We start from the raw sequence: 20,602 nt of genomic DNA on the forward strand, positions 1-20,602 counted from the left end.
ATGACCAATCACATATCAAAAACCATTGTATGGCTTATCGGCGTATGCCTTTTTGCCTATAAAGGTATGTCGCAAGAGGTTCCCTTTTCCCCTAGATTGCTTGATAACGGCAATTCATACATCAATATAAAAGGGGACTATACCTTTCTTTCGAATAGTGTTATGAACCGGGTATTTTCTGATGGTACTGGGGTCAACACCCCATACAACGGAAATGGAAGTAACAACAGTCTGCATGTTGAATATGTTGACATCGATTCAGATCCAACCACCTTCAATTCCAGTAGTTCTACGCTTACTTTGCCTGATTGTTCCCAAATTTATTGGGCTGGATTGTATTGGGCTGGTAACTACGATGTGGAAAGGGATGGAGATCATCGAAGTCGATATGTGCATACCTATACGGACGACCCTAACCACTATGATGTCACCTCGGTAAAGTTCAGGGTGCCAGGAAGCGCTACCTACATAGATCTTCAAGCTGATACCGCTGCAGACCCTGCTGGTGAAGAAGACGACATTATTGTCGATGGTTACAATACCCTTCCCAATGACCCATACGTTTGCTACAAAAACGTTACCAACATCATGCAGGCATTGGCCGACCCAACTGGAGAGTACTTCGTCGGTAATGTTAGGGGTACCAGAGGGGCAACCACCTATGGTTGTGCTGGATGGACCCTAGTGGTTATCTACGAAAACCCAACTTTGCCAGGTAGATACATTTCCGTATTTGATGGATATGAAGGAATTACCACCCAAACCGGAAACAGTACCGCAGACATTACGGTATCTGGATTTAATACAATTCCTGTTGGCCCCGTAAACGCCAGAATTGGTGTTAGTACGCTTGAGGGAGAAACCTCTTTGTCGGGAGATACCTTTGGTATTGTTTCAAACAGTAGTTCAACCTTCACCGACATTAGCGACTCGGCCAATCCCAATGACAACTTCTTTAACTCCACTATTTCAGAGGATGGTGCCAATGTAACCACAAGAAATATCAACAGTACCAACGCCATCGGATTTGATTCCGATGTGTTTGATTTAAATAATCCTGGAAACAGTATTATCGATAATGGTGACACTGCTGCTACGTTAAGGTTAGGTACCAGCGGGGACTGGTTTGCCTCATTTCTCGTAACTTTTGGAGTAGAGATTATTGAACCCACCATTGTTCTTGAAAAAAGAGTTGAGGACATCGGTGGAAACGATATTACCGGGCTTGGTGTAAACCTTGGCCAGGTCTTGGACTATGTCCTTTCCTTTGTAAATACTGGAAACGACGATGCCACCAACTACGTAATCAGGGATGTCCTCCCGACCAACGTAACCCTCGATGAAACTACATTGACACTTCCCCCGGGAGTTACCTATGTCTATGATGAGCCAAATCGAGAAATTACGTTCAGCATCCCAGACAATTTAGTGGAGGAGGGGGATCCCATTTCCTCTATTAGAATGCGGGTTCAGGTGGCCGAAAACTGCTTTGACTTTGTGGACGCCTGTACCGATATTATTGAAAATCAGGCCTTCTCCACTTACGAAGGTGTTATCAATAGCAATCAGATTAGTGATGACCCCAGTGTATCCAATTTTGATGATTGTGGATTCACCACTCCTGGTGCCACAAACTTCCTTCTGGATGATTTAACGGCCTGTAATTATACCCGTACTGTGCAACTATGCGGTGCTAATGTAACATTGGACGCCGGAGATAACTTCGATGCCTATGTTTGGTATCGTGATGAAAATGGAAATAATCAAATTGATGCTTCCGACACTGTGCTTAACGATGGTGACCCTGACGGAGACCCAAGTACTTTGGTTGTAAGTGATATAGGAACCTACATTGTTGACAAACAAGTAGCTGACCCCTGTAAAGATTTCACAGAAATTATTGTTGTTGAACTTTTTGGTGCCACACAATCCAACCCTATAAGCGCCTTAATCAACGACACCACCAATACTGTTGAAGGTGAAATTGTCATCTGTCCAAATGATGGTAGCGAGCTTCCCGAAGTGTTCCTTTGTGGATTAAACGATACAGAGCTTATCCAGGTCAACATTCCAGATGCTGATAGTATTGAATGGGAGCAATTGGATGAATCTAGTTGTGGCGCTGCAACTGCTGACTGTGCCAATACCGATAACTCATGTACATGGAATGTGGTGGGCACAGGGAACGATTTTCTAGCGGCCGATGCTGGTCAATATCGATTGGTGATCAACTATCAAAATGGTTGCTTTAGCCGATTCTATTTCAACATCTTCAAAAATCCGCTAGACCCACAATATAATGCTACCGATATCATTTGTACCTCAGATGGCAATATCACGGTTACGAACATGCCTTTGGATTATGAATATCGATTGATAGACCAAGGCACGGGCAATGTGGTACAGGCGTATCAAACCAGTCCAAGTTTTACAATTACAAACAATGGCGCCTATACTGTTGAAATGCGTCAGCAAGGTGTTACCGATGGTTGTGTTTTCATATTGGACAACATCGGAATTTTAGAAAGGGATTTTCAAGTAGACGTTACCACCAAAGACACTGACTGCAATGGTCTGGGAGAAATCTCCATATCTGTTCTAAATGTAGAGCCGCAGTATTACTACGAGATTTCACAAGGTGGAACCACAGTGGATACGTTTGGTCCTTCTGGCGACAACAACTATACCTTCCAAAACTTGAACGATGGCGTTTATGACGTTTTGGTGACCACAGATGACGGTTGTAATTATACAGAGCAGGTAACCATAAATGACGTGACTGATTTGGCGCTGTCAGCTTTGACAACAAAGAATATCGATTGTACAGATGGTGTAATTACCGTCACAGGTTCAGGCGGTTTCCCCAACCCCAATTATGCCTACGCCATTTGGAGTTACAATGGAGTTGACCTGTATGCAAGTGTGGGAGACATCCCAGGAAGCGCCTACCAGTTCAACAACGACTTTACCTTTACCAACGGTGAAGAAGGCGATTATGAATTTATAGTAGTTGATGGGAACAATTGTTCCTTTGTTTCCAATGTGGCCACGATTGTTGTTGCCCCTGCAATAACCTATACAACATCACAAACAGAGGTTTCCTGTTTTGGTGGAAATGATGGTTCCATAGCCTATAATGTCACGAATACCAACGGGTATACGCTAAGTTTCACGTTAACGCCTACTGTGGGCGCCCCAATAGTGAATAGCTCAGGAACATTTACTAACCTAACGGCTGGTGACTATACCGTTACGGTAACCCAAACCCAAGGAGCAGTAAGCTGTGATATCGTTGACAATTTTACTATTACAGAACCCGCGGCTGGAATTTCAGGAGATGCCGTATTGGTTCAAGATTATACCTGTTTACAAAACGGAATTATAGAAGCGCAAAACGTAGCTGGAGGTACCGCTCCCTATGAGTTTAGCATTGACGGCATCAACTTCGTGAGTGGCGCTGGAGCGGAAACTTTTTCCAACTTGACAAATGGCACCTACGCCATTACTATCAGGGATGCGAACAACTGTACCTTTGTAACCAATTCGATTACCATTGATCCGCTGAATCCACCTACGGATTTAACGTTCTCAGCAACAACACCCAACTGTCCTTCTTTAACATCCGATGTTACGGTTACCGCCGTTGACGGAAATACGCCTTTTGTATTTGAGATTATAGCCCCTGCTCCCATAGCAGCGACATCAACAGCAGCTACTTCTGCGGATTTTGATGGTCTTGCTCCGGACACCTATACTTTTAGGGTTACTGATGATAAGGGATGTACTTACGAGGAATCTTTTACCATTGCGCCGGTTTCCCAAATTAATGTGACCGGACAGTTAATCAGTAATATTACTTGTTTCTCGGATACGGATGGAGAACTCGTCTTCAATGTATCCGATTTTAATACAGACTATAATTACACTATAACGGGACCTTCAAATTTCAATGGAACCAACGAAACCAACACTTCTATTCCCCTGAACGGACTGGATGATGGTACCTACGACATTACTGTTACCGATAATTTGACTAATTGTACAGCGACTGCGAGTGTGACCATCAATGGCCCCCCCGCAGCTTTAACCCTTAGCGCGGCGGAGACCCAGCCGACTTGTCTTACGGATGGAAGTGTAATTCTGACCTCAACAGGAGGTTGGGGAGGCAACTCATTTACTTTGACCAATCCTGATGCTACAGTTTTTGGAACCAATGGAACAGGTTCATTTACAGGGTTGACCCAAACAGGTCTTTATTCAGCTTCGGTTACAGATTCCAACGGATGCATTGAAACAACAACATTCACGCTTGACCCAGCCATTGCTCCTGTTCTGGCCATTGTTCCAAATGATTTTTGCTACGACGATGCCGTAGGGCTAACCCTTACCGCCAATGTAACCTCAGGGGGTGACGGTAATTTTGAATACAGCCTCAACGGTGGTGCATTTGGCACAAACAATGTTTTCACAGGGTTGACTTCGGGCACATACACTATAGATGTGCGAGATGGGAAGAATTGTACCAATTCCGAAACCATTACTATCAATCCAGAGTTGACCGTCGTGGCTTCTGCCCCGAACATTACGGCTTGTACAACATCAACCAATGTTGATATTACAGCCGCTGGTGGTGACGGAAATTACGTTTACGCCATTGTTGGTGATGGGGTTACCCCGACAGGAGGAGACTTTGCCACCACCAATCCAGTTTCCATTACAGGAGCTGGAGATTACGATGTTTATGTAAGGGATAACAATGGTGGCGCAGGATTCTGTGAAGCTTCTTTCGACCTGACCATCGTTCAAGATGCTCCTCTTTCACTTTCAATAGTGGATACGGGAATTCAATGTAGCGGAGAAGCGCAAGCGACCATTACCGTAACCGCCTCTGGTGGAGAAGGGCCTTATGAATACAGCATTAACAACGGTACGACGTATCAAAGCTCCAATACTTTTGTGAACCAATTGGCTGGCAGTTACACGATTCGTGTGCGGGATGCCAACAATTGCGATATCACACAAATCTATACGATAACAGAGCCTTTAACGCTCTCTGCTTCTGCCGCAGTAACCCAGCTTGCAGAGTGTAATCCAGGTCTGGGCGCAGAGGTGCGAATTACCAATGTCTTGGGCGGTACGGCTCCTTACGAATATAGCTTTGATGGTGGAACCAACTATGGTGCCAGCTCAATCGGATTCCTTTTGCCTGGAACACATACAGTTTATGTTCGGGATGCGAACAACTGTACGTATCCGATGAGTGTTACCATTGAACCAGAACCAACTCCTCCAGGGGTTACATCAAGCATCGTCTATGAGTGCGATGGGGAAGGTACGGTGACCATTACTGCAGACAACCCAGGTTACGACTACACTTATGAAATTAATGGTGTCGACAACACTCCGAATACTTCAAACATCTTTTCTGATGTGCCGGTCGGAAATCACACTATTACCGTAAATTATATCAACAGCACACCGCCATCTCAAAGTGTACTGTTATTGGAGAATTTTGGAACTGGGCCCAATACCAGTATTCCTGAAGTGGACCCTGCATACTGCTACGAGCCCCAAGATGGAAGCGTTAACTCTTGTGGATGGGCCATAAACAACAGAATTCAGGATGGAGAATATTCAGTTACTCAGGTAATCGTAAATCCTTACGGTTCATGGAGAAGTCCTAACGATCATTCTGCTTTGGCCAATGGTAGATTTTTGGCCATGAATGTAGGGGGAGTTGTTGGTCCAAATGGAATCATTTACGCCAAGCGAAACATTGAGGTTATTCCAAACAGGGATATTACAATTTCACTTTGGGCATTTAACTTGCTTAGAGTAGGAACCGGAGGTGCTGATCCCGATATCAACATCCAACTTGTGGATGGATTGGGTACCGTCATTGCAAGTACCACTACAGGAAACGTTCCTAAAAACAATGATGCCGATGATTGGCAAAACTATACCGTAACACTAGATCCAGGTGCAAATACGAATCTTGATATTGTAATCCGCACCAACTCTGCGGTTACTGGGGGTAATGACATTGCCATCGATGATATTCAGGCCACCCAAACCCCTGAAGTTTGCGAGGGTAGCGTTGACCTACCTATTGTAATTGAAGACGGGAATGCGTTCGATGCTCAGCTGACTGATTTTGATGATGTTAGTTGTAACGCTGGAAGTGATGGAACCATCACCTTTGAAATTGAAAACTTTGATCTAGCGACCGGATTCACATACCAAGTAGATGCAGGGCCTGTTTCGGCAGCCCAATTTGCAAGTCCCATTACTGTAAATAGTCTTACCGCCGGAAATTATACGATTACCGTTGTAGATTTACGCGACCCTGCTTGTTCTGTAACCTTAAATCAAACCATTTCCGAACCAACAGCTGTTGTAGCTTCTGCCTCTATTACCGATGTAATGACCTGTACCAATGGGGGCGCTACCATTACAGCCAGTGCTTCTGGAGGAACACCTACATATGAATACCAGTTAGAAGATAATGTGGGCGGCATTTTAACAGCATACCAAGCTTCCAACGTCTTCACAGGCCTTGTGGCTGGAGACTATATTGTTCGTGCCAGAGACACCAATCTTTGTGAAGATCCAATAGATGCGGCTATCACCGTTGTGGCACCAACCCCAATCACCTTTACATCTACTCCAACAGCCTGTTATAGTGGAAATAATGACGGCAGTATCACCGCAAACGTTACCGGTGGAAATGGTGATTATCAATTCAGCTTGAATGGAGGCCCGTTCTTGGTACCAACACCCACTTCGGCAACAACATATACCTTTAACGGTCTTTCCTCAGGAAACTACACCGTTAATGTGAGTGATGGTTTTGGTTGTGTAGGAACGATTCAAAACCTTACTATAACCGATGCATTGGTGGCTACTGTTGATGTAGTTGACATTAGTTCATGTGCGGATGGTAGTATAACTGTGACCGCTTCAGGAGGCGTTCCAAATCTGGAATATGCTTTCGTTCCAACGACCACAAGTCCAACAGGGTTGTTTTCAACTACAAACACCTTTGCTGTTACAACTGGAAATGATGGGGATTACGACGTTTATGTACGTGACAATTCTGCTACGGCTCCTTATTGTGAGTATGTAGAGACAGTAACCGTGAATCCCGCTACACCTTTGGTTTACACGAGTACGCCAACCGACCCACAATGCCATGACGGAACTGGTTCTATTGAGGTTGATATTACCTCCGGGCTTTCTCCGTTTACCATTCAAATCATCGATTTGGATAATGGGGGCGCAGGTGACCAAACGGACACCAACGTCTTGGTGACCAATAGGACCTATTTCAATTTAATGCCAGGTGACTATACCATAAATGTTACCGACAGTGCCGGTTGTACCGTTACCGATACTCCGGTAACCATTAACAATCCTGATGAGCTTACAGCAACCATACAGGGCGTAACCCCGGCAACGTGTACTGGAGACCCGAATGATTTTGGTTTTGAGTTTGTGGCATACCCTGGAACTTTGGGAACAATTGAGTTCAGCGCCGATGGAGGCGCTACCTGGACCGGTGATAACAGTAATCCCGGTACTACTGACCGCTTCACCGGATACAATTCTGGTGATACCGTTTTCCCTTCCATGAGAACCGTGGATGGCTTTGGAAATACTTTATGTCAGACAGATTTCCCTCCATACATTATTCCATATCCCTTGGATGATTTGGACATTACAATATTGCCAATTATTGTAAACTGTAACGAACTACAGGTTACGGTAAGAGGTCAAAATGGTACCGCTCCCTATGAGTACACATATTCCGACGACCCAGCTAATTTTGACCCTGCAACAGCAACTTGGACGGCGCCATTGGCTCTGGGTGTAACCCACACATTTGTTGGCCTTGTTCCAGGTAGAACGTATACTTTTTATGTTCGGGATTTTGCAGGCTGTGTCCGGGAAAGTAGTGTCAATGTGAATGATTTGATTGCTGTTCCTTTAGAAATCACATCAGCCATCACTCCTTCCTGTTCAGGGGCCAGCAATGGAAGCATTACCTATACCGTGACCGATAATCAGGCTCCTTTTGGAACAGAGTTCAGATGGACTGTTTTTGATATGACCTCTGGGTCTCCAGTAATGGTGGCCAACAGTGGTGGAAATGTCCCTTATACCTCTCCTCAGGATGTAACGGTTTCAGGCCTAGGTGCTGGAAACTATTTCATCGAAGTAGTCGAAGTTGACGGTGGTGTTGATAGTTGTGTGGGTGCTACTGAAAATGAAATTCTTGATGAATTGGACCCACTAACAGGAACTCCTGCTGTTTTACAAAATATCAGTTGTGACCAGCCAGGATTGATTCAAGTTCAGAGTCCCTTTGGTGGAGGCGGAGTTTATACGTATACCGTAACCGGACCTGCTCCATTTGTTACCATCAGCTCTACTTCGGACAATCCAATTGAAATTCCAGCAAATTCCCCAGCAGGTGCTTATGACGTGACTATTGAAGACCAGTATGGCTGTTCGGCCAATTTAGGTTCGGTGAACCTAACGCTCACTCCTAATCCAACCATTGATGCTGTCAACGTAGATAACTGTACAGACCCTGCAACTGTGACCATTACAGCTTCTAGCACAGCACCACAAATTCTTTACTCGTTGGATGGTGGAACTACATATTTGGACAATGCAGGCATTTTCACTGGAATAGCTGCCGGAACTTATAACATTTCCATACTTGATAGTAATGGATGTATGGATACAAGTACGGTAACCGTTCATCCAGTCCTTCAAGTAGATGTTGCCCTAACCAAACTATTGGACTGTTCAGCAACACCTGATGCCCAAATTACCATTGACATTTTGTCTGGGTCGGGAAGCTACGATTATGAGATTGTAGATGGAGGTGGAACGGTTGTTGCCAGAACAGGGCTTCCAAGTGATCCTTATGTTTTCAATACAACAACAGCGGAAAATTACACGATCACTATTTTCGACAACAATACATCAACACCTTGTACTAGGGTATTCAATATTGCAGTTCCCCCTGCTGTCTATCCAACACTCAATGTTGATTCGTTTAGCGATGTTACCTGTAATGGCGCTGATGATGGAAGTATTTCCGTAAGTGCCGTGGACAATGGAAATGGACCCTACACCTTTGAAATTATTTCAGGTCCCGGTAGCTCAGCAACATTCCCCATTGCGCCAACTTCCTCTAATGCCACAACGGCAACCTTTACTGGGCTTGAAGGTACTTTGGCCGGTATCACCTATACCATTGAGGTGACCTCAGCCAACGGATGTACTTCAACCGAAACTCAGGTAATTACCCAGCCTGACCCCATTGCCAATGTCAACGCAACGGTTGTTGAATTTGGTTGTACATCAGGAAACAATCCCGACAACGCAACCATTACAGTGGATATGGCGGCCATTACTGGAGGTAGCGGTAACTATGTCATCTACGAATTCATTAATGACCAAGGTACGCCTGCGACTGGCGATGATGTTGTTGAGCAAATTGGTGCTAACAATGTGTACACCGAAACGAATACCGCGGGTGGAAGTTATATTATCAACGTTTATGATGACGCAGGATGCGTTGGTTCAACCACAGCAACGATCGCTCAGTTTGATGAGCTACAATCTGCTAGTGTTGCAATTGATGTAATAGCTACTTGTGTTACTGGTGAGGATATTACCATAACTGCTACAGGTTCGCTGACCAACTCCACGGCAAATCCTGCAAATTATGAATTCAGGTTGTTGCCTGCAGGTACTTTCCAGGCTTCGGGAAGTTTTACCGGTTTGGCCATTGGAGTGCACAATTTTGAGGTTCGAAACACTGTAACCGGTTGTGTAATTACAACATCCCATGAGGTCGCTGACCCAGCCGTATTGCATTTGGATGTAATCAGCACCAACGATATTACTTGTTTTGGTGACACTGATGGAGAGGTTAGCCTAGACCTTCAGGATGTAGCCAATGTTACATACACAGGTGCGACAAGCTATACTTTGTATTATGACATTAACAATACACCAACCAATCTTGCTGATGACGTTGTAACCGCTGGAGGCGATGCTGATGGTGCTTTTACAATCAACGGTCTTGCTGCAGGAACGTATTACATCGAAGTTATAGATGACAATCCTCCTGGATCCGATTGTACCTATACACAATCCTTCAACATTGCAGGTCCAAACGTAGGTCTTTCAGCAAATACCCAAGTGACCGATGTTACTTGTGCCCTAAACGATGGAAGCATTGAAATCATTAATGCTGCCGGCGGATGGGGTGGATATTCCTACTTTGTGGGAACGTCTTCACCAACAGGTCCTGGAGATTATGTGGCTTCGCCTTTGTTCCAAAACCTTTCCGGTGGATTGGCCCCGGGTACCACTTACGAAGTATGGGTCAAAGATCAATTTGATTGTGAGCTTCAATTGCCTGATGTGATATTGGTAGATCCAACTCCAATTACGGCAACACTACAAATCAATGCCCCCAACTGTACCAATATTGAAGGGGAAATTGAGGTTGTGGGAACTACTGGTGGCCAAGGAAGTAATTATACGTATCAGCTTCGAAGAAACGGAACCTTGGTAGGTTCGCCCCAGACCTCAGCAATTTTCTCAGGATTGGGAGGAGGAACCTACATAGTGGAAATCGCCGACCAATGGTCATGTACGTTTACCACAAATGCTGTGGTGCTTTACGATGAGATTGTTCCGGTGGCAACCGTTGTGAAACCTATTGACTGTACCATTAACCCTGGCGGTGAAATTACGATAACTCAAACTGGAGGCTCAGGAAGTTTTACCTATGCGGTTACCTTCCCAGATTTATCAACTCCATTGCCTTCCAATGCTACAGGAGTGTTTACTGGATTGACACAAGTGGGAACCTATACGTTCACCATTACGGATAATGCTGCAGGACATGCTTGTGTAAAAACCATTACGCAAGACCTAGATGATAGCATAGACCCAATCATTACCAACGTGGTTCCGACCCATGTAAGTTGTAATGGCGGCTCTGATGGCACACTAACCGTAGAGTTGGATCCTGTAACAGTGGTTCATCCCGTTTATACCTATGAACTCTATGAAATGTCCAATTTGGTGACGCCGTATAGAGCAGCACAGACAAGTCCAATATTTGATAACCTTCCAGCAGGAGATTATCGAGTGCGGGTCATTTCGGCAAGGTCATGTGAGGATTTCTTTGATCAAACCATAACAGAACCCAATGCACTAACGGTTTCAGCTGCTGCCAATGCATTTGTGTGTAATGCTGGCAATACAGTAAATACGTCAACGATTACTGTAACTGCGTCCGATGGAACGGCTCCGTACCTCTACAGTATTGACAATGTGAACTTCCAGACGTCTAACACTTTTGATGTTGTGGATACTGGCGCTGTACAAAACATTACAGTTTTTGTAAGGGATGCCAATGCGTGTTTGGAAACCGATGCAGTAACCATTCAGCCTATCAATGTATTTACTGCCGCAGTTACCCAAAATGTTGCTATCAGTTGTGCTAATCCTGAAGAGGTGTTGATTACCGTTTCCGATGATGGAAACCCTGCAAACATCTATACTTATGAGTTGTTGCCAATTGGAAATACTTTAGGAACCCTAACAGGTACTCCGACCAACACAACGGCAACTTTCGAATTAACCGCTCCGGGCACCTATACTTTTAGGGTAACGGATACGGCCACAAACTGTTACTTTGATACCACACCTTACACCATTGCTCCTTTCGACTTGATTGAAGTAACGGTAACACCAACAGTAGCTGTTACCTGCTTTGGTGGAACCGATGGTGAAGCTGAAATCAATATAACAGGATACACTGGTGCATATGACTATGAGGTGTTCAATGCTAACGGAACTACAACCGGTATTACGAATTCAGGAAATACCGCTACCAATCCGTTGACCATAACCAACTTGCCTGGTGGAAACTACTTTATTAGGGTTACGGAAACTGCGAACCCATTATGTGTTGAGGATTCCAATACATTTACTATTGCATCGCCTGATATGCCTTTGGATGCCACTCCAACGGAAGAGGCCAATGTAACCTGTACCAATGACCAAGGAGAAATTGAAGTATCTCCGACAGGAGGATATGCTCCATATGATATCCAATTGACCAATACAACCACAGGTCAACCACCGTACAATGCCACTGACGTGGCCAGCTTTGTGTTCTCAGGACTTTCGGCGGGTAATTTTGATGTGGTGATCACCGATGACAACGGCTGCGTAATCAATAGGTCGATTACACTTACCCAGCCAATTCCAATTACCGCTGATATCACGGCAACCCCTACCTCTTTGGTTTGTTATGGAGATACCAATGCTACAGTTGAAGCTATCAACGTATTAAATGGACGTGGAGTTTATCAATATCAACTAAATGAATACGATCCAACAGGGACGACCATTATTGCTACTTCAGGTGCACAGAGTAGTGCAATTTTCAATAACCTAGGTGCTGGTATCTATACCATTGCCGTATCTGATGGCTGGAGTTGTGATGTGGAAACCATACAGGTGACCATTTCTGAACCCGTTGAGGTAATGGCCAATTTGATTCAGCTTACCCCATTGACCTGTACCAATCCAGCAGAAATTCAGTTGAGCGCAGCTGGTGGAACTGCTCCCTATGAGTACAGTACCGATGGAGTAGCCTATACAGCAATGTCCGGTGGTTCTACCCATACATTTACGGTACCTGCAGGAGCATACCAATACTATGTAAGGGACGCTTTTGGCTGTGAGGCCATGATCTCCAATCAGGTTACAGTTGACCCAATTGTTCCATTGGATGTTATTATCGATGATAGCGCCGCACTTATCAATTGTACCGGTGAAGCATCGGCGACAATCATTGCGGAAGCTGTGGGCGGACTGGGCAACTATTCCTATGAACTGTTTACAGATGTTGGACTGACCAATTCTGTGGCGGGGCCTCAACCTGATGGAGAGTTCAACAACCTTATAGCGGGTACGTACTACGTGCATGTGACCAGCATGGATTGTCAAGTGACTAGTACAGTAATTGACATCATTGATCCTATTCCGTTGCAAATTGACAGACAAGAGTCTACAGATGTTACTTGTGCAGGTCTGGAAGATGGTACAATTACCGTTGAGGTATCCGGAGGTACTGGTGAGATTTTCTATGCCATTACGCCGAACCTGAACCAATTTGATACCGTTAACACCTTCACTGATTTGGCACCAGGAATCTACGATGTAATAGCTCAGGATAGAAATGGATGTTTTGAAACCTTCCAGTTCGAGATACTTCAGCCTGAACCATTGACTGCTGACGCTATTAATATTATGCATGAGGTGTGCTTTAATAGTGCTGATGGCTCCTTCGAATTGGATATTGCTGGCGGTACAGCGCCATATTTTACAGCTTTAAACTCCAATGCGGATGCCGATTTTGTCCAAGACCAAATTGCCTTTGCATCACTGCCGGCTGGACTCCATGTGGTGTTCGTAAGAGATTCACAGGATTGTGAAGTCAATGTGATTGTTGAAATCAACCCAGGCGTAAATCTAGCCGCAACGGTTACGCCAATGTATACCTGTAATGGGAACATTCCTGATAATTCCATTTTAGTGGCCTTCGAAGATCAATCGGTAACGAGTGACGTGCTGTATGCCCTTGATTCAACCGATCCTGCGGATATGCAGCTGACTTCGGACTTTACAAATATTGCCCCTGGTGACCATTTCTTGACCATCGCTCATTCAAATGGTTGTATAAATACCGTTGACTTTACAATTCAAGGGTTTGAACCACTGACCTTGGTGTTGGAGAATAGCAACATCAATGAAATTACAGCTACTGCTACAGGCGGACTTGAAGATTACACCTTCATCTTCGGCGATGTTGACAATGGTACGGACAATACCTTTATCATCAACAGAACCGACACTTATCCTGTAACGGTTATTGATCAAAACGGGTGTGAGGTGACCATGGAAATCTTTATGGAGTTCATAGATATTGAAATTCCTGATTTCTTTACCCCTGATGGAGACAACCTTAACGATTACTGGCTGCCAGATAATCTTGAGGCGTTCCCGAACGTACTAATGATCATTTTTGATCGTTATGGTAGAGAGCTCTATCGCATGGGATATGGCGATTCTGGCTGGAATGGCATTTATAATAACAGCGAGCTCCCCACCGGTGATTATTGGTACATCATTAAGCTTCAGGGCGAAAATGACAACCGGGAATTCATCGGACACTTTACCCTATATCGACAATGATGCTTAACCTGCTTGAACATGTTCAAAAAAACCTATATTTCAATCCTTCTTGTACTTTTGGCCCATGGCATTCGCGGTCAAGAGTTGACCATACCCCAATTGTCCCAGTACATTGCGGATAACCCCTTTTTAATGTCTCCTACCTATGCTGGGATTGGGGACCACATTAAGGTTCGATTAAACGGCCTTACCCAATGGGTGGGCATTGAAGATGCGCCCGATACACAAACCCTTGCAGCCGATGCCCGAATAGGGAATCGCTCAGGTCTGGGAATGTTACTTTATAACGATAGCAACGGTGAGACCAAACAACGGGGATCCCGCGTTTCTTTTGCACATCACCTTACCTTGAACAGGTATGACGACATTTTCTTGTCTTTCGGAATTTCATACAACTTCAATCAGTTTCGAATTGATGTAGAAAACTTTACCGATGTCAATGGCCAGCTTCCAACAGACGATAAGGCCACTACGAACCATAATTTTGATATTGGGGTGCTCTATCGTTTTGACAAGTTCTATTTCAGCCTTAATGCATCCAACTTGTTGAACAAGGACCTTTCTCAATTCAACCAAGTATTTGAGCCGAATACGCTCCGTAACTACTATGTTTATACCGGGTACAGTATTTCAAAAAATAAGAACAGTAAGCTTGAAATTGAACCCTCGGTTTTTTTCCAATGGTTTGAAAGTGATGGGCGTTCAGTTACTGATTTGAATGCCAAGTTCCGGTTCCATGATTTTGAAGATTACTACTACTTGGGTGTAACCTATCGTTTTTTGAACGATCAGCTGGGTGAACCCCTGTACATTGCCCCAATTGCAGGATTAAAAAAGAGCAATTTCTATTTTGGGTATTCTTATCAGGTGATTACCAACGAAATATTGGGGTACAGCACAGGGACCCATGTACTTACGGTGGGAATGGACCTTTTTCAAGGGTTGAGCAATTGTAGGTGTACCTATTAATTGGATTTCCTTTAATTTAGCCCCCGCTTAACTACATGACACGTGGGGAAAATTACTGTAAATAACATAAGAGTACATTCCAATCATGGTTGCCTCAAAGAAGAAAAACTTATTGGTAGTGATTATAGGGTAGATTTGGAAGTATCCGCCGACCTTTCCAAGCCGGCTGTTTCAGATAGATTATCGGAGACTGTAGATTACGTACATCTCAACAATATCGTTAAAGAAGAAATGGCAATTCCATCAAAACTCTTGGAAAATGTCGCCCAGCGAATTCTAAATCGAATTCTGTCGGAAATTGAAACGGTGAACAGCGCCGAAATCACTGTTTCCAAAATTAACCCCCCTATTGGTGGCGATGTTGAAAGCGTTTCGGTGAAAATCAAAAATTCTCGATGAACTCCATCCTTTCGACCCCTTACTGCTGTTAAAGTTTTACTAATTTTGTTCTATCCCGGCATTGTGGTCGAATTGGATAGACAAAATCTCGCAAAGGTTTTCATGGTGGTTCGAGTCCACCCGATGCCTCTAAGTCGTTCCCCCAGACATAAACTTACATTTAAGGCCTTCCTGTCTTATAGATTCGCAAAATATTTTTAGCTTTGCCACCCATTGGCATCGTGGCCGAGTGGCTAGGCACAGCTCTGCAAAAGCTTGTACAGCGGTTCGAATCCGCTCGATGCCTCACCAACACCCAGTTCTTCAGTAATAGGACTGGGTTTTTTATTCACTAATCCTTTCTATTCCTTCTTGAATATTGAATTTTTCCTTGGGCAAGAAGCCCTTGGTAATCAACACGATACCACAAATGACCAAAACAATCCCCAAACCTTTTTTAATGAGCACTATTCTCTCTTCCGTTAGATAGCGTCTGAGCTGTTTTGCCAACAGAATCTTTATTAAATCCGTCAAAAAATACACAAGAATCACGGTGCTAAAAAACACCAATATCCTGTTGGGATTGTTATCAAGACTTGGTCCAACAATTACCACTAGCCCCAACCAAAAAGCCAAAACTCCAATATTTATAAAATTGAGCAAAAACCCTTTTGCCATTAAGCCCAAGTACGTACCCTTTTTTACTTTTAAGCTTGCCTTCTTTTTGGTTTCCTTTTTTGCAAAAGTCACTATTCCATAGACCAATAGAATCATTCCGCCAAAAACAAAAAGTCCGGGTTGGTTGCTCAGGTTTTCCAGTAGCTGAAAACTACTGAAATAGGCAATGATCAAGAAGACAATATCCGCGATGATCACTCCGAGGTCAAAGCTAACCCCGGCTCTAAATCCCTTGGTGGCGCTTGTCTCTAAAAGCACAAAGAAAACTGGGCCTATTACAAAACTTAGTAAAAAGCCTAAAGGAATAGCCGTTTGTACATCTTCAAACATACTTAGGTTTACATTCGAATTATTTTGCCGCCAAACACCTTTTTTTCATCCATTTTGGCCGGATCTCCAAAAACTTTCACCTCACCTCCAGCTTTTACATTGGCTTGGACATATTCGGTTGCATAAATCTGAGCATTTCCACCCGCGTTGACAGAAATAGTGGTGAACTCTGTTTTGAACTCCTTTCCATCATAACTTCCGCCAGTATTGATAATAATATCTTGGTTCTTAGAAAAGCCCCTGGTGTTTACTTCTCCTCCCGTTACAGACTTTACCAACAGTTGTTCCACCTGACAATTTATCACCAATTCACCTCCTTCTTGAGCCTTTAGTTCAAGTATATCCTGCACAAACGGCTCTTCGGCATAAATTCTGGCATCTTCGTTAACATCAATTACATTAAGTTCTTCTGTGTGGTATAAGTCTATAAAAGTTCGATACCCACTGAAAATTTTATCAATTTCCATTCGTAGTTTTAGTGTTCCATTGGTATTTACAATGGCAACTTTCTTTGTGTTGGCTCCGGTAATCACCGCTTTGTTTTCGTTGGCCTTTATCAGATTAATAGATAAGCCATCAAAGCCCTTTACCTGGGTAAATTGTTGCAACTCTTGGGTCAACTTCTCGCTCTGCGGAAAAACCAAGTTGATGCATAACATCAGGAAAATTATGCTTAGCGCTTTCATTGGTTTAAAATTAACATCTATCTCAAACAAAAGTTATTCCAAATAATCAGTCGTTCTTGCCAATAAGTGAAAAATCCAAGTGTCTTTTGACCAAATCGGTGTCCTTTACCATTACCCAAACCTCATCCCCAAGCTGGTACATTCGTTTTCTTCGCTCTCCAATTATTGCAAACTGTCTTTCGTCAAAAATATAATAGTCGTCCTTTATGTCGCGTATCCTTACCATACCTTCACACTTATTTTCGATTATTTCAACATAAATCCCCCATTCAGTCACTCCGGATATCACACCAAGAAACTCTTTGTCCTTGTGATTTTCCATAAACTTTATTTGCATATACTTCACTGAATCCCTTTCTGCGTTTGCGGCCAAAAGTTCCATGTCCGATGAATGCTTGCATTTTTCTTCGTAAACAATTTCCTTGGGCTGTTTGCCCCCGCCCAAATAATGTTGCAACAGACGGTGGACCATAACATCAGGGTAGCGCCTAATTGGGGAGGTGAAGTGTGTATAATATTCAAAACCCAGACCATAATGGCCTATGTTCTCGGTAGTATAAATAGCCTTACTCATACTGCGTATCGCCAAGGTATCCACTAAATTCTGTTCTTTCTTTCCCCGAACATCCTGCAGTAATTTATTTAAAGAACTGTTGAGGTTTTTCCGGTTTCTTAGATCAATACTGTGTCCAAACCTTGAAATGATACCACTTAAAGCCAATAATTTCTCCTCATCGGGCTCGTCATGTATACGATACACAAAGGTTTTCTTTTGCTTTCCAATAAATTCAGCTACTTTTTTATTGGCCAACAGCATAAACTCCTCAATTAATTTATTGGCATCTTTTGCTTCCTTGAAATAGACACTTTCCGGTTCATTTTCCTCGGTTAGGTTGAACTTTACCTCTATTTTATCAAAGGATATCGCGCCAGAATCCATACGTTCTTGCCTCATAATCTTGGCAAGCCGATCAATACATAAAATAGCCTCAATTACCTCGTTAACAACTGTGTACGGTCCCTTTCTTATTGAAATTTTCTCTGGAATGTCTCCTTTACCCGTTTCTATTACATGTTGAGCTTCTTCGTATGCAAACCGTTCATTGGAATTAATTACTGTACGTCCAAACCATTGATTTATGATTTGGGCCTTTTCATTCATTTCAAAGATTGCAGAGAAGGTATATTTTTCTTCATTAGGACGAAGGGAGCAGGCGTTGTTTGAAAGTATTTCTGGCAGCATGGGCACTACGCGGTCTACCAAGTACACCGATGTTGCTCTTTCGTAGGCTTCGTCGTCTAAAATAGTGCCTGATTGGAGGTAATGTGAAACATCGGCGATATGAATCCCTATTTCAAAGTTTCCATTCTCCAAAATTTGAAAAGACAGTGCATCATCAAAATCCTTGGCGTCCTTGGGATCGATCGTAAAGGTAAGTACCTCCCTCATATCCCTTCTTTTTTTGATTTCTTCCGATTTTATCGACGTATCCATTTGATTGGCGTACTGCTCTATTTCGTGAGGAAATTCATAAGGCAGCCCGTAATCGGCCAAAATCGAATGGATTTCTGTATGATGCTCCCCTGGTTTGCCCAAAATCTGAACAATCTCCCCAAATGGTGAGTCGGCATCCTCTGGCCACAGGCCTATATCCACCAACACTTTGTCACCATCCTCGGCATTTTTCATCTTCTCCTTTGGAATAAAGATGTCGGTATACATTTTACCATCGGTGGGTCTTACAAAAGCAAAGGTCTTTTGCTTATCAACAATCCCTACAAAACTTGATTTTTTCCGCTCAAGTACTTTTGAAATCTCACCTTCTGGCTTCTTTCCATTCCGTTTTGGTTTTAAGAACACTTCCACCATATCACCATGAAATGCCTTGTTCAACCGGTTGAAGGGAACAAAGATATCCTCATCCAAATCTTCAACCACAACATAGGCGTTCCCAGTGGTGGTCATATCAACTTTTCCCTCGAAATAGGTATTAAGCGAAGGTTTCTTCTGGAATTTGCCTCGTTCAACCTCCACAATTCGATCACCGGCTTTTAACTGGCCCAATCGTTTGATTAAATCATTTCGGTCCCTTGTTTCAGTAATTCCAAGTTTAGCAGCAATCTGGCGATAGTTAAAACTTTTGGAAGGTTCTTTTTCGAGAACCGTGAAAATGCCCTTGGTAATTTCGTTTTTACGTTGGCTTCTAGACCGCTTTTTCTTCTTAGACATTTACCATCAAGTTTTTGGAAAAATACAAATTATAATCCGTTGCAAAATCAACTCCATTTTAAGCTAGACAAAGAACATCTTTTATTAACATTATATATCATCATTTATTTTTTATTTCTAATTCTTATTTAAAAATGGTGATAATGATAGTGTGTTGATTTATGGAATAATTTTTTGACGAATTATTTGCTTTCAACAGAGATTATTTTTTGTTCACATTTTATCATGTATTAAAAATTATCAAAATCAGATGATTAACCTTTTTCTTCACCATTTTTAATAAGTGTTTTCAACATCAATTTATTGAAAAGTAAAAAGTGATTTAATGTTAACTTTTACCCAATCACTTTTGAAAAAGTTGAAGTAACTATTTATTGAACCCAAAAGAAATATTCAATGGAATTACGTATTGGGATTATTTTGAAGAAAAACAAAATTTACTTTCGTTTAGTTTTCTTAAATGAGTTAACATTTTTACATTGATGTAATGCATTGGAATTAAGCACAATATGATTTATAGGGAAACACTTGTGAACATTGGCAGATAAAAGAATCGTACCTTTACTTAACGATTAAATCAGGGCAATTATGAAAATATCCATAGGTAATGATCATGCGGGCACAGAGTATAAGTTGGCTATTATCGGCATGCTCAAATCAAAAGGAATTGAGATTATAAACCATGGAACCGATGGCTCCGATAGTGTGGACTATCCCGATTTTGTTCATCCGGTTGCTACGGATGTGGGAGATGGCAAAGCGGCAATGGGGATTGTTATTTGTGGAAGCGGCAATGGCGCCTCCATGACCATCAACAAACACTCAAAAATTCGGGGAGCGTTGTGTTGGAACAAAGAAATTGTAGCCTTGGCAAGGGAACATAATGATGCCAATATTCTGAGCCTTCCTGCTCGTTTTATCGCCTTACAGCAAGCTTTGGAGATGGTAGAGACATTTTTGAACACAAAATTTGATGGAGGTAGACATGAACGGAGAATAGAAAAGATACCATGTAGCGTAAAGTGAAAAA

Annotated in this window: 7 protein-coding genes and 2 tRNA genes; 6 read left to right on the forward strand and 3 right to left on the reverse strand. The window is 43.0% G+C overall.

Annotation, left to right across the window (positions count from 1 at the left end; genetic code table 11):
* The 5 genes from EW142_RS12955 (at position 1) to EW142_RS12970 (ending at position 15,955) form a co-directional block, all read left to right on the forward strand.
* Positions 1 to 14,301, forward strand: a complete 14,301-nt coding sequence (locus EW142_RS12955) for a T9SS type B sorting domain-containing protein (protein ID WP_130614495.1) — start codon at positions 1 to 3, stop codon at positions 14,299 to 14,301.
* A gap of 18 nt (positions 14,302 to 14,319) precedes the next feature.
* A complete protein-coding gene (locus EW142_RS12960) occupies positions 14,320 to 15,270 on the forward strand; it encodes a PorP/SprF family type IX secretion system membrane protein (protein ID WP_130614497.1) in 951 nt (316 codons plus the stop codon).
* Positions 15,271 to 15,312: 42 nt separating this feature from the next.
* Entirely contained in the window at positions 15,313 to 15,669 is a 357-nt protein-coding gene (folB, locus tag EW142_RS12965) for a dihydroneopterin aldolase (RefSeq protein ID WP_130614499.1), read from the forward strand.
* Positions 15,670 to 15,726: 57 nt separating this feature from the next.
* Positions 15,727 to 15,798: transfer RNA gene (locus EW142_RS16745), tRNA-Cys, on the forward strand.
* Positions 15,799 to 15,884: 86 nt separating this feature from the next.
* Positions 15,885 to 15,955 (forward strand) — tRNA-Cys (locus tag EW142_RS12970).
* Positions 15,956 to 15,993: 38 nt separating this feature from the next.
* On the opposite strand, the gene EW142_RS12975 is transcribed toward EW142_RS12970, so the two are convergent.
* From EW142_RS12975 to rnr, 3 genes are read right to left on the reverse strand one after another with little or no spacing between them, the layout of a single operon-like run.
* The gene (locus EW142_RS12975) at positions 15,994 to 16,656 is read right to left on the reverse strand and encodes a LysE family translocator (RefSeq protein ID WP_130614501.1); all 663 of its coding nucleotides are present in this window, start codon (positions 16,654 to 16,656) and stop codon (positions 15,994 to 15,996) included.
* Positions 16,657 to 16,664: 8 nt separating this feature from the next.
* On the reverse strand, positions 16,665 to 17,342 hold the full coding sequence (locus tag EW142_RS12980) for a head GIN domain-containing protein (protein ID WP_130614503.1): 678 nt from the start codon (positions 17,340 to 17,342) through the stop codon (positions 16,665 to 16,667).
* Between the two features lie 46 nt (positions 17,343 to 17,388).
* Positions 17,389 to 19,572 (reverse strand): ribonuclease R, encoded by a 2,184-nt coding sequence (gene rnr / locus EW142_RS12985; protein ID WP_130614505.1) that lies wholly within the window; start codon positions 19,570 to 19,572, stop codon positions 17,389 to 17,391.
* A 588-nt stretch (positions 19,573 to 20,160) separates the two neighbouring features.
* Between rnr and EW142_RS12990 the strand changes: the two genes are divergently transcribed.
* Complete coding sequence (locus EW142_RS12990; protein ID WP_130614507.1) at positions 20,161 to 20,598, forward strand: RpiB/LacA/LacB family sugar-phosphate isomerase; 438 nt, start codon at positions 20,161 to 20,163, stop codon at positions 20,596 to 20,598.
* Positions 20,599 to 20,602: the final 4 nt, after the last annotated feature.

This window comes from Flagellimonas allohymeniacidonis (assembly GCF_004296335.1).
GTDB classification, from domain to species: domain Bacteria; phylum Bacteroidota; class Bacteroidia; order Flavobacteriales; family Flavobacteriaceae; genus Flagellimonas; species Flagellimonas allohymeniacidonis.